The 18,835-nt window shown below is 71.0% G+C and carries 15 protein-coding genes; 7 read left to right on the top strand and 8 right to left on the bottom strand.

From position 1 onward, the window contains the following. Positions 1-49: 49 nt before the first annotated feature. Complete coding sequence (gene ilvC, locus AB0D34_RS20835; RefSeq protein WP_362663402.1) at positions 50-1,048, top strand: ketol-acid reductoisomerase; 999 nt, start codon at positions 50-52, stop codon at positions 1,046-1,048. 230 nt (positions 1,049-1,278) lie between these two features. Continuing rightward, the gene (gene serA / locus AB0D34_RS20830; RefSeq protein ID WP_362663400.1) at positions 1,279-2,868 is read left to right on the top strand and encodes a phosphoglycerate dehydrogenase; all 1,590 of its coding nucleotides are present in this window, start codon (positions 1,279-1,281) and stop codon (positions 2,866-2,868) included. A gap of 8 nt (positions 2,869-2,876) precedes the next feature. On the opposite strand, the gene AB0D34_RS20825 is transcribed toward serA, so the two are convergent. Continuing rightward, positions 2,877-4,406, bottom strand: a complete 1,530-nt coding sequence (locus AB0D34_RS20825; protein ID WP_362663398.1) for an MFS transporter — start codon at positions 4,404-4,406, stop codon at positions 2,877-2,879. Between the two features lie 76 nt (positions 4,407-4,482). Between AB0D34_RS20825 and AB0D34_RS20820 the strand changes: the two genes are divergently transcribed. Further along, positions 4,483-5,064 carry a TetR/AcrR family transcriptional regulator gene (locus AB0D34_RS20820; protein ID WP_362663396.1) on the top strand — a complete coding sequence of 194 codons (582 nt, stop codon included), beginning with the start codon at positions 4,483-4,485 and terminating at the stop codon, positions 5,062-5,064. Here AB0D34_RS20820 and AB0D34_RS20815 read toward each other — a convergent pair. From AB0D34_RS20815 to AB0D34_RS20790, 6 genes are all read right to left on the bottom strand, one after another. Further along, positions 5,039-5,725, bottom strand: coding sequence for a dipeptide/oligopeptide/nickel ABC transporter ATP-binding protein (locus AB0D34_RS20815; protein WP_362663394.1), 687 nt, complete (start codon positions 5,723-5,725; stop codon positions 5,039-5,041). The genes AB0D34_RS20820 and AB0D34_RS20815 overlap by 26 nt on opposite strands. After that, positions 5,722-6,642: an ABC transporter ATP-binding protein gene (locus AB0D34_RS20810; protein ID WP_362663392.1), complete on the bottom strand. Its 921-nt coding sequence runs from the start codon at positions 6,640-6,642 to the stop codon at positions 5,722-5,724. Before AB0D34_RS20810 ends, AB0D34_RS20815 begins: the two co-directional genes overlap by 4 nt. Further along, complete coding sequence (locus AB0D34_RS20805) at positions 6,632-8,362, bottom strand: ABC transporter permease subunit (RefSeq protein WP_362663391.1); 1,731 nt, start codon at positions 8,360-8,362, stop codon at positions 6,632-6,634. The genes AB0D34_RS20810 and AB0D34_RS20805 overlap by 11 nt, the downstream gene beginning before the upstream one ends. Continuing rightward, entirely contained in the window at positions 8,359-9,849 is a 1,491-nt protein-coding gene (locus tag AB0D34_RS20800; RefSeq protein ID WP_362663389.1) for an ABC transporter substrate-binding protein, read from the bottom strand. The genes AB0D34_RS20805 and AB0D34_RS20800 overlap by 4 nt, the downstream gene beginning before the upstream one ends. Positions 9,850-9,951: 102 nt before the next feature. Continuing rightward, positions 9,952-10,584 carry an HAD family hydrolase gene (locus AB0D34_RS20795; RefSeq protein WP_362663387.1) on the bottom strand — a complete coding sequence of 211 codons (633 nt, stop codon included), beginning with the start codon at positions 10,582-10,584 and terminating at the stop codon, positions 9,952-9,954. A gap of 59 nt (positions 10,585-10,643) precedes the next feature. Beyond that, positions 10,644-12,434: a helix-turn-helix domain-containing protein gene (locus tag AB0D34_RS20790; protein ID WP_362663385.1), complete on the bottom strand. Its 1,791-nt coding sequence runs from the start codon at positions 12,432-12,434 to the stop codon at positions 10,644-10,646. A 145-nt stretch (positions 12,435-12,579) separates the two neighbouring features. On the opposite strand from AB0D34_RS20790, the gene AB0D34_RS20785 reads away from it, so the two are divergent. From AB0D34_RS20785 to AB0D34_RS20775, 3 genes are all read left to right on the top strand, one after another. Further along, the gene (locus AB0D34_RS20785; RefSeq protein WP_362663383.1) at positions 12,580-13,506 is read left to right on the top strand and encodes a proline dehydrogenase family protein; all 927 of its coding nucleotides are present in this window, start codon (positions 12,580-12,582) and stop codon (positions 13,504-13,506) included. Positions 13,507-13,704: 198 nt separating this feature from the next. Continuing rightward, entirely contained in the window at positions 13,705-15,336 is a 1,632-nt protein-coding gene (gene pruA, locus AB0D34_RS20780; protein WP_362663381.1) for an L-glutamate gamma-semialdehyde dehydrogenase, read from the top strand. 296 nt (positions 15,337-15,632) lie between these two features. Next, positions 15,633-15,764: a hypothetical protein gene (locus AB0D34_RS20775; RefSeq protein ID WP_107056436.1), complete on the top strand. Its 132-nt coding sequence runs from the start codon at positions 15,633-15,635 to the stop codon at positions 15,762-15,764. A 75-nt stretch (positions 15,765-15,839) separates the two neighbouring features. Here the strand turns inward: AB0D34_RS20775 and AB0D34_RS20770 are convergent, their stop codons facing one another. Beyond that, entirely contained in the window at positions 15,840-17,396 is a 1,557-nt protein-coding gene (locus AB0D34_RS20770; protein WP_362663378.1) for a metallophosphoesterase family protein, read from the bottom strand. A 142-nt stretch (positions 17,397-17,538) separates the two neighbouring features. On the opposite strand from AB0D34_RS20770, the gene AB0D34_RS20765 reads away from it, so the two are divergent. After that, positions 17,539-18,582, top strand: a complete 1,044-nt coding sequence (locus tag AB0D34_RS20765) for a 3-isopropylmalate dehydrogenase (RefSeq protein ID WP_362663377.1) — start codon at positions 17,539-17,541, stop codon at positions 18,580-18,582. Positions 18,583-18,835: the final 253 nt, after the last annotated feature.

Here is an 18,835-nt window from a genome sequence, read left to right as displayed (position 1 = left end):
GCCGTCATACGGTGGGACGCAACACCTGCACACAAGGAGAGAACCCAAAGTGGCCGAGCTGTTCTACGACGCCGACGCCGACCTGTCCATCATCCAGGGCCGCAAGGTCGCGGTCATCGGTTACGGCAGCCAGGGCCACGCCCACGCGCTGTCGCTCCGTGACTCGGGTGTCGACGTGCGTGTCGGTCTGCACGAGGGCTCCAAGTCCAAGGCCAAGGCCGAGGAGCAGGGCCTGCGCGTGGTGACGCCCTCCGAGGCCGCCGCCGAGGCCGACGTCATCATGATCCTGGTCCCGGACCCGATCCAGGCCCAGGTCTACGAGGAGTCCATCAAGGACAACCTGAAGGACGGCGACGCGCTGTTCTTCGGCCACGGCCTGAACATCCGCTTCGACTTCATCAAGCCCCCGGCGGGCGTCGACGTCTGCATGGTCGCCCCCAAGGGCCCGGGCCACCTCGTGCGCCGCCAGTACGAGGAGGGCCGCGGCGTTCCGTGTATCGCGGCCGTCGAGCAGGACGCGACCGGTAACGCCTTCGCGCTCGCGCTGTCGTACGCCAAGGGCATCGGCGGCACCCGCGCCGGCGTCATCAAGACGACCTTCACCGAGGAGACCGAGACCGACCTGTTCGGTGAGCAGGCCGTTCTCTGCGGTGGTACGGCCGCGCTGGTCAAGGCCGGTTTCGAGACGCTGACCGAGGCCGGCTACCAGCCGGAGATCGCGTACTTCGAGTGCCTGCACGAGCTGAAGCTCATCGTCGACCTCATGTACGAGGGCGGCCTGGAGAAGATGCGCTGGTCGATCTCCGAGACCGCCGAGTGGGGCGACTACGTCACCGGCCCGCGGATCATCACGGACGCCACCAAGGCCGAGATGAAGAAGGTCCTCGCCGAGATCCAGGACGGCACCTTCGCGCGTGAGTGGATGGCCGAGTACCACGGCGGTCTGAAGAAGTACAACGAGTACAAGACCGCCGACTCCGAGCACCTGCTGGAGACCACCGGCAAGCAGCTCCGCAAGCTGATGAGCTGGGTCGACGAGGAGGCGTAAGCCTCAGACGGCAGGGCCGGAGCGTGCCGCTTCGGCCCTGTTGTCCAACCCGTCGCATCACGGAAGGGTGATCCTTCCGCAGAGGCGCAGGACGACCGTCTTCGCGCCACTAGACTGCCGTACTACATACGCGTCAGGCCCACAGTGTCGTGCGTCTTCCACGCGGCCAGTACCCTCCACCGCCTGCGGCCGTCGGGACGGCCGTCCGCATTGGACTTGTGAGGACTCACGTGAGCTCGAAACCTGTCGTACTCATCGCTGAAGAGCTGTCGCCCGCCACCGTGGACGCGCTTGGCCCGGACTTCGAGATCCGGCACTGCAACGGCGCCGACCGGGCCGAGCTGCTGCCCGCCATCGCCGAGGTCGACGCGATCCTGATCCGCTCCGCCACCAAGGTGGACGCCGAGGCGATCGCCGCCGCGAACAAACTGAAGGTCGTCGCACGAGCCGGCGTCGGCCTGGACAACGTCGACGTCTCCGCCGCCACCAAGGCCGGCGTGATGGTCGTCAACGCCCCTACCTCGAACATCGTGACCGCCGCCGAGCTGGCCTGCGGTCTCCTCGTCGCCACCGCCCGCCACATCCCGCAGGCCAACGCCGCGCTGAAGAACGGCGAGTGGAAGCGCAGCAAGTACACGGGCGTGGAGCTGGCCGAGAAGACCCTCGGTGTCGTCGGCCTCGGCCGTATCGGCGCGCTCGTCGCTCAGCGCATGTCCGGGTTCGGGATGAAGGTCGTCGCCTACGACCCCTACATCCAGCCCGCCCGCGCCGCCCAGATGGGCGTCAAGGTGCTGTCCCTGGACGAGCTGCTGGAGGTCTCCGACTTCATCACCGTCCACCTGCCGAAGACCCCCGAGACCGTCGGCCTCATCGGCGACGAGGCGCTGCGCAAGGTCAAGCCGAGCGTGCGGATCGTCAACGCGGCCCGTGGTGGCATCGTCGACGAGGAGGCGCTGTACTCGGCGCTGAAGGAGGGCCGGGTCGCCGGTGCCGGCCTCGACGTGTACGCGAAAGAGCCCTGCACGGACTCCCCGCTCTTCGAGTTCGACCAGGTCGTCGCCACCCCGCACCTCGGTGCCTCCACCGACGAGGCGCAGGAGAAGGCCGGTATCGCCGTCGCCCGCTCGGTGCGGCTCGCGCTCGCCGGCGAGCTCGTGCCGGACGCGGTGAACGTCCAGGGCGGCGTCATCGCCGAGGACGTCAAGCCGGGCCTCCCGCTCGCCGAGCGCCTCGGCCGGATCTTCACCGCGCTCGCCGGTGAGGTCGCCGTCCGCCTCGACGTCGAGGTGTACGGCGAGATCACCCAGCACGACGTGAAGGTGCTGGAGCTCAGCGCCCTCAAGGGTGTCTTCGAGGACGTCGTCGACGAGACCGTGTCGTACGTCAACGCCCCGCTGTTCGCGCAGGAGCGCGGTGTCGAGGTGCGGCTGACGACGAGCTCGGAGTCGAGCGACCACCGCAATGTCGTCACCGTGCGCGGCACGCTGGGCAACGGCGAGGAGGTGTCGGTGTCCGGCACGCTGGCCGGGCCGAAGCACCTCCAGAAGATCGTGGCCGTCGGTGAGTACGACGTCGACCTCGCGCTCGCCGACCACATGGTCGTCCTCAACTACGAGGACCGGCCGGGTGTGGTGGGCACGGTCGGGCGGATCTTCGGTGAAGCCGGGATCAACATCGCGGGTATGCAGGTGTCGCGTGCGGTCGCCGGTGGGGAGGCGCTGGCGGTGCTGACTGTCGATGACACGGTTCCCGCCGGGGTGCTGACCGAGGTGGCCGAGGAGATCGGGGCGACCTCCGCCCGCGCGGTGAACCTGGTCTGACATCTGTCTCAGACGCCGGACGGGCTGAGGGAACTCGGCTCGTCCGGCGTTTTGCTGTGCACCGGGATTTGCCGAAGCGTCAGCGCCGCCAACCCCGCCGCTCCCACCAGCAGCACCGCCCCCGCGATCGCCGCGCCCTGCATCCCGCTGGTGAACGCCTCCCTGGCCGTCGTCGCCAGGCCCGGGACCCGGTCGGCCACCGCCAGCGCCCCGCCCAGTGTCTCGCGGGCCACGTCCGGAGCCGAACCCGGCATCTCGTGGCGGTAGATCGCCGTACCGATCGAGCCGAGGACCGCCATGCCCAGCGCGCCGCCGAACTCGGTGCCCGTCTCCAGCAGGGAGGACGCCGAGCCCGCCCGCTCCGCCGGGGCCGCGCCGAGGGCGAGGTCCGTCATCTGGGAGATCACCATGACGATTCCGGAGGCGAGCACACCGCAGGCGGTCAGGACCAGCCACATCGAGTCCGTACCGGCGAGGGCGAGGAGGCCGTATCCGCAGGCCGCGATCGCGAAGCCGGCCGTGACGACGTGGGCGCGGTGCACGCCCTTCTGGACCAGTGCGGTCGTCACCGGGGCCACCATGCCGATCGGCACCGAGGGGAGCAGTGCCCACAGGGCCGCCTCCAGGGCGCTCTTGCCGAGGACCGACTGGAGGTACTGGGTGGTGAAGACGGCGGAGCCCATCATCGCGAAGGCGGAGACGAGGTTGAGGACGACCGCGGGGGCGAAACCGTGGGCGCGGAACAGGGCCGGGGAGATCATCGGGTTCGCGGTCGTGCGCTGGCGGTGGACGAAGAGGGCCGCGAACAGCAGGCCGACGGTGATCGAGACGACGTAACGGACGTTCCAGCCCTCGGACGGGATCTCCTTCAGGCCGTAGACGACGGGCAGCACCGCGGCCAGCGACAGCGGGACGCTCGGCCAGTCGAAGCGACCGGGTGCGGGGTCCTTCGACTCGGGCAGCAGGAGCGGGCCCAGGATCAGCAGCAGCGCCATCGCGGGCAGGTTGACCAGGAAGACCGAGCCCCACCAGAAGTACTCGACCAGGATCCCGCTCATCACCGAGCCGAGGGCGATGCCGGCCGTCATCATGCCGGACCAGATGCCGATCGCCTTCGCGCGCTGGCCGGCGTCGGTGAACATCGTGCGGATCAGCGCCATCGTCGAGGGCATCAGGGTGGCGCCGCCGATGCCGAGGCCCGCGCGGGCGGCGATGAGCATCTCGGCGCTGTGCGCGTACGCCGCCGCCAGGGAGGCCCCGCTGAACGCGACCGCGCCGATCAGCAGGAGCCTGCGGCGGCCGATGCGGTCGCCGAGGGAGCCCATCGTCATCAGCAGACCGGCCAGGACGAAGGCGTAGATGTCGAAGATCCACAGCTGCTGGGTGCCGCTCGGCTCCACGTCCGCGCCGATCGCCGGGATTGCGAAGTAGAGGACCGAGACGTCCATCGAGACCAGGAGCAGCGGAAGCATCAGGACGGCGAGGGCCGTCCATTCACGGCGGCCGGCCAGGGAACCGGCGGGAGTCGGGTTCGTCATGACGGCGACTGTACGAGCGTATTAAACAGTTGTCTATGACGTTTGTATAAATCGCTTGTCTAGATAGGCTGAGCGCATGGGACACCGTGAGGATCTGCTCGAAGGCGCGAAGCGCTGCCTGCTGGAGAAGGGGTTCGTGCGCACGACGGCGCGCGACATCGTGAAGGAGTCGGGGACGAACCTCGCGTCGATCGGCTACCACTACGGGTCGAAGGACGCGTTGCTCACGCAGGCGTTCGTGGAGCTGGTCCAGGAGTGGGGAGAGGCCTTCGATCCGGCCGGGGCGCGGGACGCGGAGGCCGGGGGCTCGCTGGAGCGGTTCCGCGGTGTGTGGACGCGGATGCTGGAGAACATGGACGCCTCGCGACCGGTGTGGGCCGCGAGCCTGGAGATCGCCACGCAGGGAGAACGGGTGCCCGAACTGCGGAAGATGATGGTCGAGGCCCAGATCGAGGGTCGCTCCGGGCTGGTCGCCATGTTCACGGGCCTGGAGGAGTCCACGCTCGACGAGCGGACCGTTCGCACCCTCGGCGGCTTCTACCAGGCACTTCTCAACGGGCTGATGGTGCAGTGGCTCTTCGACCCGGCGAGTGCTGCCACGGCCGACGACCTCACCGAGGGCCTGCGCCGCGTCATCGAGGGCGCCACGAAGGGCTGACGATCCGCCCGTCCCGCATCTCCAGCACCCGGTCCGCGACATGCCGTACGACCGCCCGGTCGTGGCAGATGAACAGGTAGCCGAGACCCAGTTCGTCCTGGAGGTCGGCGAGGAGGTTGAGGATCCCGGCCCGCACGGAGGGGTCCAGTGCCGACACCGGCTCGTCCAGGACCAGTAGCCGCGGCTCGCAGGCCAACGCCCGTGCGATGCCCACGCGTTGGCACTGGCCGCCGGAGAGTTCGTGCGGGCGGCGGTCGCCGTACGACGGGTCCAGGCCCACCCGGTCGAGGAGTTCGGCGACCTGGGCGGGTGCGGGCTTCAGCCCCCTGATCCTCAGTGGTTCCGCGACCGCGTCCCGGATGCGGTGGCGGGGGCTCAGGGAGCCGTACGGGTCCTGGAAGACGGGCTGCATCCGGGGGCGGAGGGGGCGGAGTTCGCGTTCGGTGAGGGTGGTCAACTCCCGTCCCTCGAACAGGACTTCACCGCCGAAGGGGCGGCGCAGCTGGAGGACGGCGTGCGCGGTGGACGACTTGCCGCATCCCGAGGGCCCGTCCAGCGCGAGGGTCTCACCGGGTGCCACCGTGAAGGACACGTGATCCACCGCGGTGACCGCGCCGTAGCGGACGACCAGGTCGCGGACGTCGAGAAGGGGCGTGCTCACACTTTCTCCCCGTGGTGGCAGGCGAGCAGTCGGTCGTCCACCTGTCGCGGTTCCGGTTCCTCGTGGTGGCACTCGTCCGTCGCCAGGGGGCAGCGCGGGGCGAAGGCGCAGCCCGGCGGGAGGGCGTGCGGGGCCGGGGGCGAGCCGGGGAGGGTGACGAGACGGCCTCCACGTGCGTTCTCCGGGAGGGACGCGAGCAGTCCCGCGGTGTACGGCGCCCTGGGGTGCGCCAGTACCCCGGATGCCGGTCCCGTCTCCACCGCGCGGCCGGCGTACATCACCAGCACCCGGTGCGCGTGCCGCCGTACCGCGTCCATGTCGTGGGTGACCAGGACCAGGGCCGTGCCCCTCGACTCCCGTTGTTCGGCGAGGAGTTGGAGGACCAGCTCGCGGTGGTCGGTGTCCAGGGCGGTGGTCGGTTCGTCGGCGACCAGGATGTCCGGCTCGTTGACGGTGGCCATCGCGACGACCGCGCGTTGGCGCATCCCGCCGGAGTACTCGTGCGGGTGGGCGCGGGCCCGGCGGGCGGCGTCGGGGATGCCGACCCGGTCCAGGGCGGCCACCGCGAGGGCACGCGCCTCCCGGCGGCCCACGCGCCGCACCGACCGTACGGCGGCGACGAGTTGGTCGCCGACCGGATGGACCGGGGAGAGCGCCGAGAGGGCGTCCTGCGGGACCAGGGCGATCCGGCGGCCGCGGGCACCCGACAGGTCGGGGCGGACCGTGCCCGTCGTCCTGGCCTCCCTCGGCAGCATGCCGAGCAGCGCCCGTGCCGTCAGGCTCTTGCCCGCGCCCGACTCGCCCACCAGGGCGAACACCTCGCGCGCCCGGATGTCGAAGGAGACCCCGCGCACGGCTTCGGCGCCGGCGAAGGAGATCCGCAGATCCCGTACCGACAGCAGTACCTCAGACTCCAACTCCGTCCTCCTGCCGTGTACTTCCGCGGACACGTCCCTGTGTGTACGACGCCCCCGACACCGCTAGACCCGCCAGCAGGGTCAGTGCCACGGCCGGGGCGAGCGCGGCCCACGGGGCGCGCTCCACATAGGCGCGGGACTCGTCGAGGAGCAGACCCCATTCGGGGGCGGGGGGTTGGGCGCCCAGGCCGAGGAAGCCCAGCGAGGCGAGCGCGAGGGCGATGCCGGGGAGGCGGAGCAGGGCGTGGCGGGCGACCGGGGCGGCGACCGAGGGCAGGACGTGCCGGGTCAGGATCCACAACGGCGATGCGCCGATGGCCCGTTGGGCGGTGAGGAAGGCGGAGGCCCGGACTTCCTGGACCAGGGCCGCCGCGTGCGCGGACAGCGCGGGCCAGGAGATCAGGGCGACCGCGAGGGCCGCGCCGCCCGTGCCGGGGCCGGTGGCCGCCGCGACCAGGATGCCGACGATCACCGGGGGCAGGGCGTTGGCGATGTCCGCCGCGCCCGCCGCGACTCCGGGCAGGAAACCCAGCACGAGCGCCGTCACCAGGCCGAACAGGCAGATCGCGGCCGCCGTGCCGACGGTGGAGGCGGCGCCGTGGCCGAGCCGGGCGAGCACATCGCGGCCGAGCGCGTCGGTGCCGAGGGGGTGCGCCCAGGAAGGCGCGACGAGGCGGGCGGTCGTGTCCACGGTGTACGGATCGCGCAGCAGGCCCCAGCCGATCGTCACGGCCAGGACCGCGAACAGGGCCGCCGGTACGGCCGGATGGGCGCGGACCGGGCGGGGCGGGGGCAGCGTCAGACCGGCGTCCCGCAGGGCGGGGCCCAGCAGCCGACGCCGTACGAGCGCCGCCGCCGCGCCCGCGACCAGGCCGAGCAGCAGCAGGGCCAGGACCGAGCCCTGGAGCAGTGGCAGGTCCTGCGAACGGGCCGCGCCGAGCGCCGTACGCCCGATGCCGGGCACCGCGAACACCAGCTCCACGGCCACCGCACCGCCCGCCAGACCGACCGCGGCCATGCCGAACTGCGGTACCAGCGGCGGCAGTACGCGCCGGAGGGCGGCGGCCGAGATCCTCGTACGGCTCACTCCCGCCCCGCGCCACAGCTCCACCCACCGCTCGTCGAGCACCGCGGGCAGCGCGTCCGCGACCAGACGGCCGAGCAGTCCGCCCGCCGGGACGCCCAGGGCGAGCGCGGGCAGGATCAGGTACTGAGGGCCCGCCCAGCCGGATGTGGGCAGCCACCCGAGCCACACCCCGAAGACCAGCAGGAACACGGTGGCCAGCAGGAACTCGGGCAGGGCGGCGAACATCGCGGCGGCGGCACCGGCCGAGCCCCGCCCCCGGATCAGGACCGGTGCCACCAGCGCGGCGGACAGCAGCACCGCCACGCCGAGTGCCGCGCCCATCAGCGCCAGGGACACCTGGACGCCGGCGAGCACGGACGGCAGGACGTCGTAGCCCGACACCCAGGACGTGCCGAGGTCGCCGTGGAGCAGGTCCGCGGCCCAACTCCCCAGCAGATGCAGGGGACCGGCGCCCAGGCCGAGGTCCTCACGGATCGCCGACAGGGCCTCCTCGGTGGCCTCCTGCTCGGCCGACCGGGCGCGCAGCACGGTGAGCGCCGGGTCCCGGTGGGAGAGCCAGGGCAGCAGACCCACGGCGGTGACGACCGCGAGCAGGCTCAGCAGCCGGGTCGCCCCGGCGGACGTGGGCCTCACTTCACGTAGGTGTCGGCCGTGACCAGCTCACGCTCGCGCGGGTCGTGCGCGGCACCGACGACACCGGCCGCGTCGCCCTGGATGACCCGCTCGTGGAGCATCGGGACGGCCGCGTCCCGGGCGAGTACGGCGGCCTCGGCCTCGACGACGGCCTGGCGACGGGTGTCGCCGACCTGGGCGTCGGCCGCCTTCCTCAGGGCCTTGTCGACCTTCGGGTCGGACAGGTGCGAGAGGTTGAAGGTGCCGTCGGAGGCGAAGTCGCTGTAGAGGTAGGCGGCCGGGTCACCGGAGTCGAGGACGGTGGCGCGGGAGAGGACGAAGGCGTCGAACTCGCCCGTGAGCGCGTCGGATTCGATGTTCGCGTACTCGCGGACGTCCAGCTTCACCTTGAACCCGGCCTTCTGGAGCTGCTGTTGCAGCGCGGCCGCGACCTCCGGCAGCTCGGCCCGGTCGGTGTAGGTGCCGATGGTGACGGTCCGGCCGGCGGGAGCGCCCGCCGTGGTGCGCTGTGGCGCGGACCGCAGTTCGGCGGCCCACGGCAGTGCGGGCCCGAGCAGCCCCTCGGCGACATCCGCCCGTCCTTCGTACACGCCCTCGACGAGCGCCTTCGCGTCGACGGCCTCGCGGGCGGCGGCGCGCAGCGAGGCGTCCTTGAAGGTGCCCTTCGCGGTGTTCAGGTAGAGCGTGTTGGTGCGTGGCATCGGGACCTCGGTGATCAGGTCCTGGTCGAGGACGGCGGCCTGCGAGACCGGGATCGCCTCGACGATGTCGGCCTCGCCGCTGCGCAGGGCGGCCGCGCGGGCGGTGCCGTCGGGCACGAACGTCACGTCGATTCCGGGGGACTTGGCCTTGGCGCCCCAGTAGCCGTCGTAGCGGTCGAGGGTGGCGGAGGAGGTGCCGTTGACCTTCGTCAGCTCGAAGGGGCCGGTGCCGGCGCCGACCGGGTTCACCGTCTTCCCGGTGTACGCCTTCGCGGCGAGGACCGACAGCTGCGGGGAGCTGAGCCGCTGCGGGACCAGGGGGTCGTCGGTCGCGGTGGTGACGCTGACGGTGTCCGCGTCCACGGCCTTCGCGGTCAGCTCGACGCCGTCCAGGATGCGGGGCTTGGGGGCGGCGGTGGCGGCGGTGGTGAGGGACCGTACGACGGCCTCGGCGTCGAGCTTCGTGCCGTCGTGGAAGGTGACGCCGTCGCGTATCTCGAAGGTCCAAGTCCGGCCCGACTGCTGCCACTTGGTGGCCAGAGACGGGTGGGCGTCACCGTTCGCGTCGAGCTTGACCAGGGTCTCCGCGGCCGACCAGCGCGACAGCTTGAACGCGTCGTCGGAGAGCGGGGAGAGGGCGGAGCGCGGGGGTTGCATCATGGCGACGCGGATGCGCTTGCCGCCGTCGCCGGCGTTGTCGCCCTCGGCGGAGGTGTCCGAGAAGCAGCCGGTGAGCAGGGTGGACGCCAGAGCGGCCGGAATGAGGTGGCGGGCGGGCAGGCGCACGGGGCCCTCCGGGCAAAGGGGTGGTCAAGTGGGCGAGTGCGCTGACCGTAGCATGATGACAATCGTTTTCAATAATCTGGGTGGGGTCGGTGTACCGGAGGCTCAGACGCTGGTCACGTGCCGGATCGCGGTCGCGGTGTCCGGAGTGGTGAACGTGGGCCGGTAGTCCTCCACCGTCCACGGCCGGCCGCCCGAGACCCACACGCTCCGCGCTCCGACCCCCAGCGCGCCGCGGATGTCGGCGGGTGCCGAGTCGCCGATCATCCAGGAGCCGTCGAGCGGGGCTCCGGTGACCGCGGCCGCCGCGTGGAAGATCTCCGGCTCGGGTTTCTTGCAGCCGAGGGTCTCGGAGATCACCCAGCCGTGGACGAGCCGGTCGAGGCCGGAGTTGCGGATCTTCGCCTCCTGCTGGACGGTCCGCCCGTTGGTGACGATCACGCAGGACCAGCCGCCGGCGCGGGCCCCGACGAGAGCTTCGCGGACCGGGTCGGACAGCGTGATCCGGTCGGCCGCGCCCCGGTCGAGAAAGGTCCGCACGTCGACATCGCCGTAGCGCTCGGTCATCGCTCGCGCGACCTCCTGGCGCGGTGTGTATCCACTCGCGTCGGTGGTCATGAGCCATTCCAAGTCCCCCTCGGGCAGGCGGTGTTCGGCGAGGAAGGCGGCCGCGGCCGCACGGAAGGCGGCGTCGCGGTCGACGAGGGTGTTGTCGAGGTCGATCATGAGCAGGGGCATGGTAGGTCTCCGGTCTCCGGGCTCCGGGCTCCGGGGGGATGGTCGACTTTCTCCTGGACCTACAGTCGTGCCCCCTTCAGCGCCATGTGCAGCAACAACCGGTCCTCGCCGTCGTCCAGGTCCAGGCCGGTGAGCTGTTCGACGCGGGAGAGGCGGTAGTAGAGGGTCTGACGGTGGATGCCCAACTCCGCTGCGGTGCGGCCGGCTTGGCCCGCGCAGTCGAGGTAGATCTCGGCGGTGCGGGCGAGTTCGCGGTGGGCGGGGGAGAGAAGGGGGCGTACGGCGGGGTCGTGGGCCGTCTCCGGGGGCAGCGCGGTCAGGAGGCGGTACGGCCCGATGCGCGACCACTCCGCCACCGGCCCGAACCCCGGTTCCGCGAGGGCGGCCCGAGCCGCGGCCGACGCCTCCTGCCAGGCGGGGGCCAGCTCGGCGAGACCGAGGCGCGCGGTGGCGATCCCGGCGGCCATGGCGCCCCGGGCGGCCGCCGTGGCGCGTGCCGCGCCTGTGGCTGCGGTACCGGGCGCGGTGCCTGAGCCTGCCGTGGTCCGGGCCGCGCCTGTGGCTGCGGTACCGGGCGCGGTGCCTGAGCCTGCTGTGGTCCGGGCCGCGCCTGTGGCTGCGGTACCGGGCGCGGTGCCTGAGCCTGCCGTGGTCCGGGCCGCGCCTGTGGCTGCGGTACCGGGCGCTGAGCCTGAGCCCGCCGTGGCCCGGGCCGAGCCCGTGGTGCCGGGGGCCGGCCCGGTGCTGCTGTCGCTCTCCGGCCGGTTGCCGCTGCTCCGTGCGCCGCCCGGTTGGCTGGCGCCGTTCCCGTCCGCCCTGATGCCCGGTTGGCTGCCGCCGTTCCCGTCCGCCCTGACGCCCGGTCGGCTGCCGCCGTTCCCGTCCGCCCCGACGCCCGGTCCGCTGTCACCACTCCCGTCCGCCCTGCCGTCGTCCGGTCCGCTGCCCTTGTTCTCGACCGGCCGGCCGCCGAGGGTCGTGCCCGACCCACCCGCGCCTGTCTCGCCTCCGCGACCCGTCTCGCCGTGGGCCCCGCCTCCGCGACCGTGTCCGCTCCCCGTCTCGCCGTGGGTACCCCCGCCGGCCTTCATGTCCCGCGCCCGCTCCAGCAACCGTGTCGCCGCCGAGTTCGCCGGGGTCAGGGTGTCCGTCGCGCGCAGCCGTACCAGTACGGCCAGGGACTGGGCCGAGGTGCCCCACGGCACCGTGCACAGGGCCGTCGCGTGGGGGACCGTACGGGCCGACGGGGCGTCGTCGGGGTCGGCGCAGGGCCAGGGGGCGACGCAGACCACGGCGTACGGGCCGTCGCCGCGGGAGCCGAGTGCCGTGCGCAGGGCCGCCACCGCCATGTCGCCCTGCCAGCCGCGTTCGGCGGTCAGTACGGCCCGCAGCTCGCGGCTGAGGTCGGCCCCGTGCTGCGCCTCGTCCGCGAGCAGCGCGCCGATCCGGGCCGTCACGCGCATGGCGGCGTCCAGCTGCGGGTCGGTCGGACCGGGGTCGGAGTCCAGGAGCCAGACGTAACCGAGGACGACCCCCCGATGCCGTACGGGGAGACAGATCCGTCCCCGGTAGACCCCTGCCTCCGGGGTTGGCGGAATCCGCACCGGGCCGGTCGCGCGTGTGATGCCGAAGCCCTCGAACCAGGTCCGGACCGCGGCCGTCGAACGCCGGGTCAGGATCGAGCGGGTGCGGACGGGGTCGAGGGCCGACGGATCGAGGTCGCCCTCACTGTCGTACGCACCGAAGGCGATCAGCTCGAAGTCGCGGTTCTCCAGGGTCGCGGGTACGCCCAGGAGCTCCGAAATCTCGTCGACCAGCTCCTGGTAGTCACCTTTGTGGTCCCCTGTCATTCGGTCATTCTCGCGCAAAAACACCTCGCTTCATACATCTGTCTGAGATCTGCGGCACGGATGCGTGACAGCTGTCGATGGTCGACGATCGGAGGGATCCTTAGGTTTCACGGTGGTTCTATCTGCTGGTTTGTGGAGGTGCCCCGTGCTGGGTCCCGTGATTCTTGCCGCGTCGCGCAGCGACCGGATGCGACGCCTGATCTCGGCGGCCCCGGTCACCAGGCAGGTCGTCGACCGCTTCATCCCCGGTGAGACGGTCGACGAGATCGTGCCGATCGTCCAGGAGCTCACGGCCAAGGGCCTGGAGCTGACCATGGACGTGGTCGGTGAGGACATCACCACGCCCGAGCAGGCGGAGGCCGCCCGGGACGCGTACCTCGCGCTGGTCGACCGGCTCAAGTCCCTCGAACTGGGGACCAGGGCCGAGATGTCCGTGAAGCTGTCGATGTTCGGCCAGGCGCTGCCCGGCGGGCACGAGCTGGCGCTCGCGAACGTCCGGCCCGTCGTCGAGGCGGCCGCCGCCATCGGTACGACCGTCACGCTCGACGCCGAGGACCACACCACCCTCGACTCGATGTTCGCCATCCACGAGGAGCTGCGGAAGGACTTCCCGCAGACCGGCTGTGTGATCCAGGCGTACCTCTTCCGCACCGAGGCCGACGCCCACCGGCTCGCCGAGGCCGGCAGCCGGGTGCGACTCGTCAAGGGCGCGTACAAGGAGCCCGCCGAGGTGGCCTACCAGCAGAAACACGAGATCGACAAGGCGTACGTCCGGGTCCTGCGCATCCTCATGGAGGGTGAGGGCTACCCGATGGTCGGCTCCCACGACCCGCGCCTGATCTCCATCGCCCAGGAACTCGCCCGGCAGGCGGGCCGCAAGCCCGACGAGTACGAGTTCCAGATGCTCTACGGCATCCGCGGCGACGAACACCTGCGCCTGGCCGCCGAGGGCCACCGCATGCGCGTCTACACGGCCTACGGCACCGACTGGTACGGCTACTTCATGAGGCGGCTGGCGGAGAAGCCGGCGAACCTGCGCTTCTTCGCCCGCAGCTTGATCACCCGAGGTTGAGAAGTGACGCACACGCGAAGGTCTTTCTGCCGGGGGTCCGGCCCGCGGCGGACCCGCAAGCGGATGCCGTGTCCCCCGGGAAGGCGCAGCATGCGACGGCTGGCGGAGAAGCCGGCGAACCTGCGCTTCTTCGCCCGCAGCCTGGTCAGCAAGGGCTGATCCCGAACACCCGCTCAAGCACAAGGAGTTACGGAAACCATGGACGCTGTGACCCAGGTCCCCACCCCCGTCAACGAGCCGGTGCACGGCTATGCCCCCGGTTCCCCCGAGCGGGCCCGACTGGAGGTGAAGCTCAAGGAGCTGGCCGAGAACCCGGTCGACCTGCCGATGACCATCGGCGGCGAGAAGCGCCTCGGTGGCGGTGAGGCCTTCCAGGTCGTGCAGCCGCACAACCACAAGGCCGTGCTGGGCACCTACCGCAACGCCACCCAGCAGGACGCCCAGGACGCGATCGACGCGGCCCTCGCCGCCGCGCCCGGCTGGCGCGCGATGTCCTTCGACGACCGCGCCGCGATCATCCTGCGCGCCGCCGAACTGCTCTCCGGACCCTGGCGCGAGACGCTGGCCGCGTCCACCATGCTCGGCCAGTCCAAGACCGCCCAGCAGGCCGAGATCGACACGCCCTGCGAGCTGATCGACTTCTGGCGCTTCAACGTCAAGTACGCCCGTGACCTGCTCGCCGAGCAGCCGCCGGCCAACGCCCCGGGCGTCTGGAACCGTCTCGACCACCGCCCGCTCGAAGGCTTCGTCTACGCGATCACGCCGTTCAACTTCACGGCGATCGCGGGCAACCTGCCCACCGCTCCCGCGCTCATGGGCAACGTGGTGGTCTGGAAGCCGTCCCCCACCCAGACCCACGCGGCCGTCCTCCTCATGCAGCTGCTGGAGGAGGCTGGACTGCCCAAGGGTGTCATCAACCTCGTCACCGGCGACGGCATCGAGGTCTCCAAGGTCGCCCTGGAGCACCGGGACCTCGCCGGCATCCACTTCACCGGTTCGACGAAGACCTTCCAGCACCTGTGGAAGACGGTCGGCGCGAACATCGAGAAGTACCGCACCTACCCGCGCCTGGTCGGCGAGACCGGCGGCAAGGACTTCGTCGTCGCCCACCCGAGCGCCGACCGCGCCGTCCTCAAGACCGCCCTGACCCGCGGTGCCTTCGAGTACCAGGGCCAGAAGTGTTCGGCGACCTCCCGGGCGTACGTCCCGGCGTCGATCTGGAACAGCGGTTTCCGCGAGGAGTTCGCCGCCGAGGTCGACGGCATCGCCATGGGTGACGTCACCGACCTCTCCAACTTCATCGGCGCGGTCATCGACGAGCGCGCCTTCGCCAAGAACAAGGCCGCCATCGACCGCGCCCAGTCCGACCCCACCTGCACGATCGTCGCGGGCGGCTCCTACGACGACTCGGTCGGCTGGTTCGTCCGCCCGACCGTCGTCGAGTGCACGGACCCCGCGAACGAGGTCTTCACCACCGAGTACTTCGGCCCCTTCCTCGCGGTGTACGTCTACGAGGACGAGAAGTACGAGGAGATGCTGACCCAGATGGAGTCGGCCTCCGACTACGCCCTGACGGGCTCGGTGATCTCGTCCGACCGCGCGGCGGCCGCGTACACGATGGAGAAGCTGCGCTACGCGGCCGGCAACTTCTACATCAACGACAAGTCGACCGGTGCCGTCGTCGGCCAGCAGCCCTTCGGCGGCGGCCGCGCCTCCGGCACCAACGACAAGGCCGGCGCCCCGCAGAACCTCCAGCGCTGGACCCTGACCCGCGCCATCAAGGAGACGCTGGTCGCGCCGACCGAGTACGGGTACCCGCACATGGGCTGAGTCCACCGTCAGCCGTTGGATGGGGCCGGGCTGTCTGCCCGGCCCCATCCGGTTGTGAAACCGCAGGTCAGCGCCGTGTGATCCACTCCACCGTCTCAGATAGTAGGAAGTCCGAGTAATTGTGGAGACAGACCGGCCGTCCTCCCTTAGCTTTGTAGGAGCCGAACGTCTCGCTCGATCAAGCGAATGGCGGTCGTGAGCCGGGCCCGTGCAGGCAACCCCTGCGGCCCATCGCTCCCCGCCCCTTCCGGCGTCTCGTAATCCCCTTCCCAGGTATTCGAAGGAGTCGATTCCTCATGGCCGAGACGACCGCCCGCCGTCGAGTCCGTCACATCTCCCGTACGAGCGAGTCCGACCGCAAGAACGCCGCCGCCGCCCTGCAGCGTGCCCTCGACCGCCGTGACAACGGCGGCTCGACCGGTCACTGACGCGGCCCGTTCCACACTGACGTAACCGTTCAAGAGCCGGGAGCCGCACCCGCACGAGGTGTGGCGCGGGGCCTGTCAGGCTCCGCGCCGCACCTCGAAACGGTCCACGCGCTTGCCGTCCTGCGCGAGCGCCGACACCGTCAGCCGCGGCCGCGCCCCGCTCTCCGCATCCACCGAGAGCAGTGAGAAGCCGCGGTAGCGCACCCGCGACCACTCCACCGTCTCCTTGCGGGTCTGCTGGGACTTCGTCCACTGGAAGGTCTCGACGGACTCGTGGTCATGGACGCGCCCCTCGTAGCTCTCCTTCACTCCCGCGGGGAAGCCGTACAGGTCACGGCCGCCGCCGCCCGCCGTGACATAGACGATCCCGTCCCGCGTCGGGTCCGTGGCCCCGCCGACCGGCACCGAACGGCCGACCTTGCCCGCACGGATCGCGTCCGTCCGCTCGTACACGTGGTTGTGCCCGTTGATCACCAGATCCACCTGGTGCTTCTCGAACAGCGGCAGCCAGGTGGCGCGTACCCCGCCGTCGGAGGCGTGCGAGGACGTCGAGTACGCGCAGTGGTGGAAGTAGACGACGACGAAGTCGATCCCCTTCGTCGCGCGCAGCTCACCGAGTGTCCTCTCCAGCCACTTCGTCTGCTTGCCGTCCGTGTAGCCGAAGTTGGCCTGGATCTCGTACGACACGTCGTTCGCGTCCAGCGCCACGACGCCGACGTTGCCGTAGGTGAAGGAGTAGACGCCCGGCGCCGAGCGCGGGTCGAAGCCGCTGTCCGGGAGGGTCCAGCGGGCGAGCTGGCCGCCGTAGCCGTCGGGGGAGTACCAGGCCTCCATGTCGTGGTTGCCGGTCGTCACCATCCACGGCACGCTCCGCGCGACCTCCTCGTTCTGCTTGAGGAACAGGTCCCAGAAGCCCGGGTCGTAGCCGTCGGACTTCAGGCCCCGGCCGTTGCCGTCGGCGTAGCAGATGTCGCCGGCGTGGAGGTGGAAGGCGGGCTTCTGGCGCAGCAGGAGGTTGTCGTTGGCGGCCGCGGCCGTGCCGACCCCCTGGTCGCCGAAGGCCGTGAACACGAACTTCTCCGGGCTCGCCGGGGCCGTCCGGAAACTGGTGATGGTCGAGCGGTGGCTCGCGTCCGCCGGGTCGAAGCCGTCGTGGCCGACTCCGTAGTAGTAGGTCGTGCCGGGGCGCAGTCCGTCCAGGGCCGCGTGCAGGTAGTACTGGTCGAGGGCGAGGCGTACGCCGCTCTGGCCGGGGGTGTGCAGGTCGCGGAGCTCGGCCTCGATCTTCCGGCTCAGGTCGTCGGGGGCCGGGCCGACGCGGACGTAGGGCTTGCGCACCGCGAGCGGGACCTGCCAGGAGATCCGCATCTGGGTCTTCGGGTCGGCGCCGAAGGCGAGGTGGCGGCCGAAGGGGGAGACGGCGGAGCCGTGCACGGTGGCCGTGGTGGAGGGGGTGGCGGTGGCCGTGGACGATCCGTCGGGGGAGCAGCCGGTCAGCAGACCGCCCGCCACCGCGCCCGCGGTCACCAGCGTGCGGCGCCGGGAGAGCTTCGTCCGCAGGTACTCGTGCTGCTCGGCCATGCTCATCCGGCGCGCGAGCTGGGGCGGAATGCCGAAGTCGGGAAGGTCCATGGTGGTGAACTTCCCAGCGGACCCCAACGGCCGCCATACCTGCGGGTGAACGACAGGAGAAGGGCTGACGCCCGACACCGCGTCCCTGTCCGTATCGCGGACAGTCTGTGTCATCCCATGGGACGAGGAGTAGGGTTCCCGCATGTCTCGCAGCATCAATCTCGCAGTGATTCCCGGTGACGGCATCGGCCAGGAGGTCGTGGCCGAAGGTCTGAAGGTCCTCTCCGCCGTCCTTCCGCAGGATGTGAAGCTGGAGACGAAGGACTACGACTTCGGCGCCCAGCGCTACCACGCCACCGGTGAGACCCTCACCGACGCCGACGTGGCCGCCCTGAAGAAGCACGACGCGATCCTCCTCGGCGCCATCGGCGACCCGAGTGTCCCCTCCGGTGTCCTGGAGCGCGGCTTCCTGCTCAAGCTCCGCTTCCTCTTCGACCACCACGTCAACCTGCGGCCCTCGAAGCTGCTGCCGGGTGTGGAGACGCCGCTCAAGGGCGAGCCCGCCATCGACTTCGTCGTGGTCCGCGAGGGCACCGAGGGCCCCTACACCGGCAACGGCGGCACCATCCGCAAGGGCACCCCGCACGAGGTCGCCACCGAGGTCTCCGTGAACACGGCCTTCGGTGTCGAGCGGGTCGTGCGGGACGCGTTCGCCCGCGCCCAGGCCCGTCCCCGCAAGAAGCTCACGCTGGTCCACAAGAACAACGTGCTGTCCTTCGCGGGTCACCTGTGGACGAACGTCTTCAACAAGGTGGCGGAGGAGTTCCCCGAGGTCACCACCGACTACATCCACGTCGACGCGGCCACCATCTACCTGGTCACCGACCCGGCCCGGTTCGACGTGATCGTCACCGACAACCTCTTCGGCGACATCATCACCGACCTCGCCGCGGCCGTCTCCGGCGGCATCGGCGTCGCGGCCTCCGGCAACATCAACCCGTCCGGGGAGTTCCCGTCGATGTTCGAGCCGGTCCACGGCTCGGCCCCGGACATCGCAGGCCAGGGCAAGGCCGACCCCACCGCCACGGTCCTGTCCGTCGCGCTGCTCCTGCGTCACCTCGGCTTCGAGGCCGAGGCCGCCCGGATCGACGAGGCGGTCTCCGCCGACCTCGCCGAGCGCGCCGGCAAGCCCGCCCGCAGCACGTCGGAGATCGGCGACGCGCTGGCCGTACGAGTAGCCGGCTGACCGGGCGGGCCACTCGAAAAGCATTCGAAGCCGCCGGGTCACTCGCACCCGGCGGCTTTCGCATGTCCCCCGCCGGGTGTCACCATCATCCCCTGGGTCGCATTTCACGCCGTTTTCTTCCTCGGCCCCCCGCTTGCGATAATCGAACGCGGAGCCGCGGAATGAGGGAATGCTCGGACGTCCTAACACTGGTCACTGACAGTAAAGGGCGTGAGCGCGGCCCGTCACTACACAACCGGTGAAGGACAACCAC

The sequence above is a fragment of the Streptomyces sp. NPDC048420 genome (genome assembly GCF_040651535.1).
GTDB lineage: Bacteria > Actinomycetota > Actinomycetes > Streptomycetales > Streptomycetaceae > Streptomyces.
Note: the sequence above shows the minus strand (reverse complement) of the source record. Positions and strands in the feature narration are given on the sequence as shown.

Excerpts from the sequence above, each read along its gene's own strand:
- AB0D34_RS20825 (WP_362663398.1), bottom strand. The coding sequence starts at position 4,406 with ATGACGAACCCGACTCCCGCCGGTTCCCTGGCCGGCCGCCGTGAATGG.
- AB0D34_RS20820 (WP_362663396.1), top strand. The coding sequence starts at position 4,483 with ATGGGACACCGTGAGGATCTGCTCGAAGGCGCGAAGCGCTGCCTGCTG.
- AB0D34_RS20795 (WP_362663387.1), bottom strand. The coding sequence starts at position 10,584 with ATGCCCCTGCTCATGATCGACCTCGACAACACCCTCGTCGACCGCGAC.
- AB0D34_RS20790 (WP_362663385.1), bottom strand. The coding sequence starts at position 12,434 with ATGACAGGGGACCACAAAGGTGACTACCAGGAGCTGGTCGACGAGATT.
- pruA (WP_362663381.1), top strand. The coding sequence starts at position 13,705 with ATGGACGCTGTGACCCAGGTCCCCACCCCCGTCAACGAGCCGGTGCAC.
- AB0D34_RS20775 (WP_107056436.1), top strand. The coding sequence starts at position 15,633 with ATGGCCGAGACGACCGCCCGCCGTCGAGTCCGTCACATCTCCCGTACG.
- AB0D34_RS20770 (WP_362663378.1), bottom strand. The coding sequence starts at position 17,396 with ATGGACCTTCCCGACTTCGGCATTCCGCCCCAGCTCGCGCGCCGGATG.
- AB0D34_RS20765 (WP_362663377.1), top strand. The coding sequence starts at position 17,539 with ATGTCTCGCAGCATCAATCTCGCAGTGATTCCCGGTGACGGCATCGGC.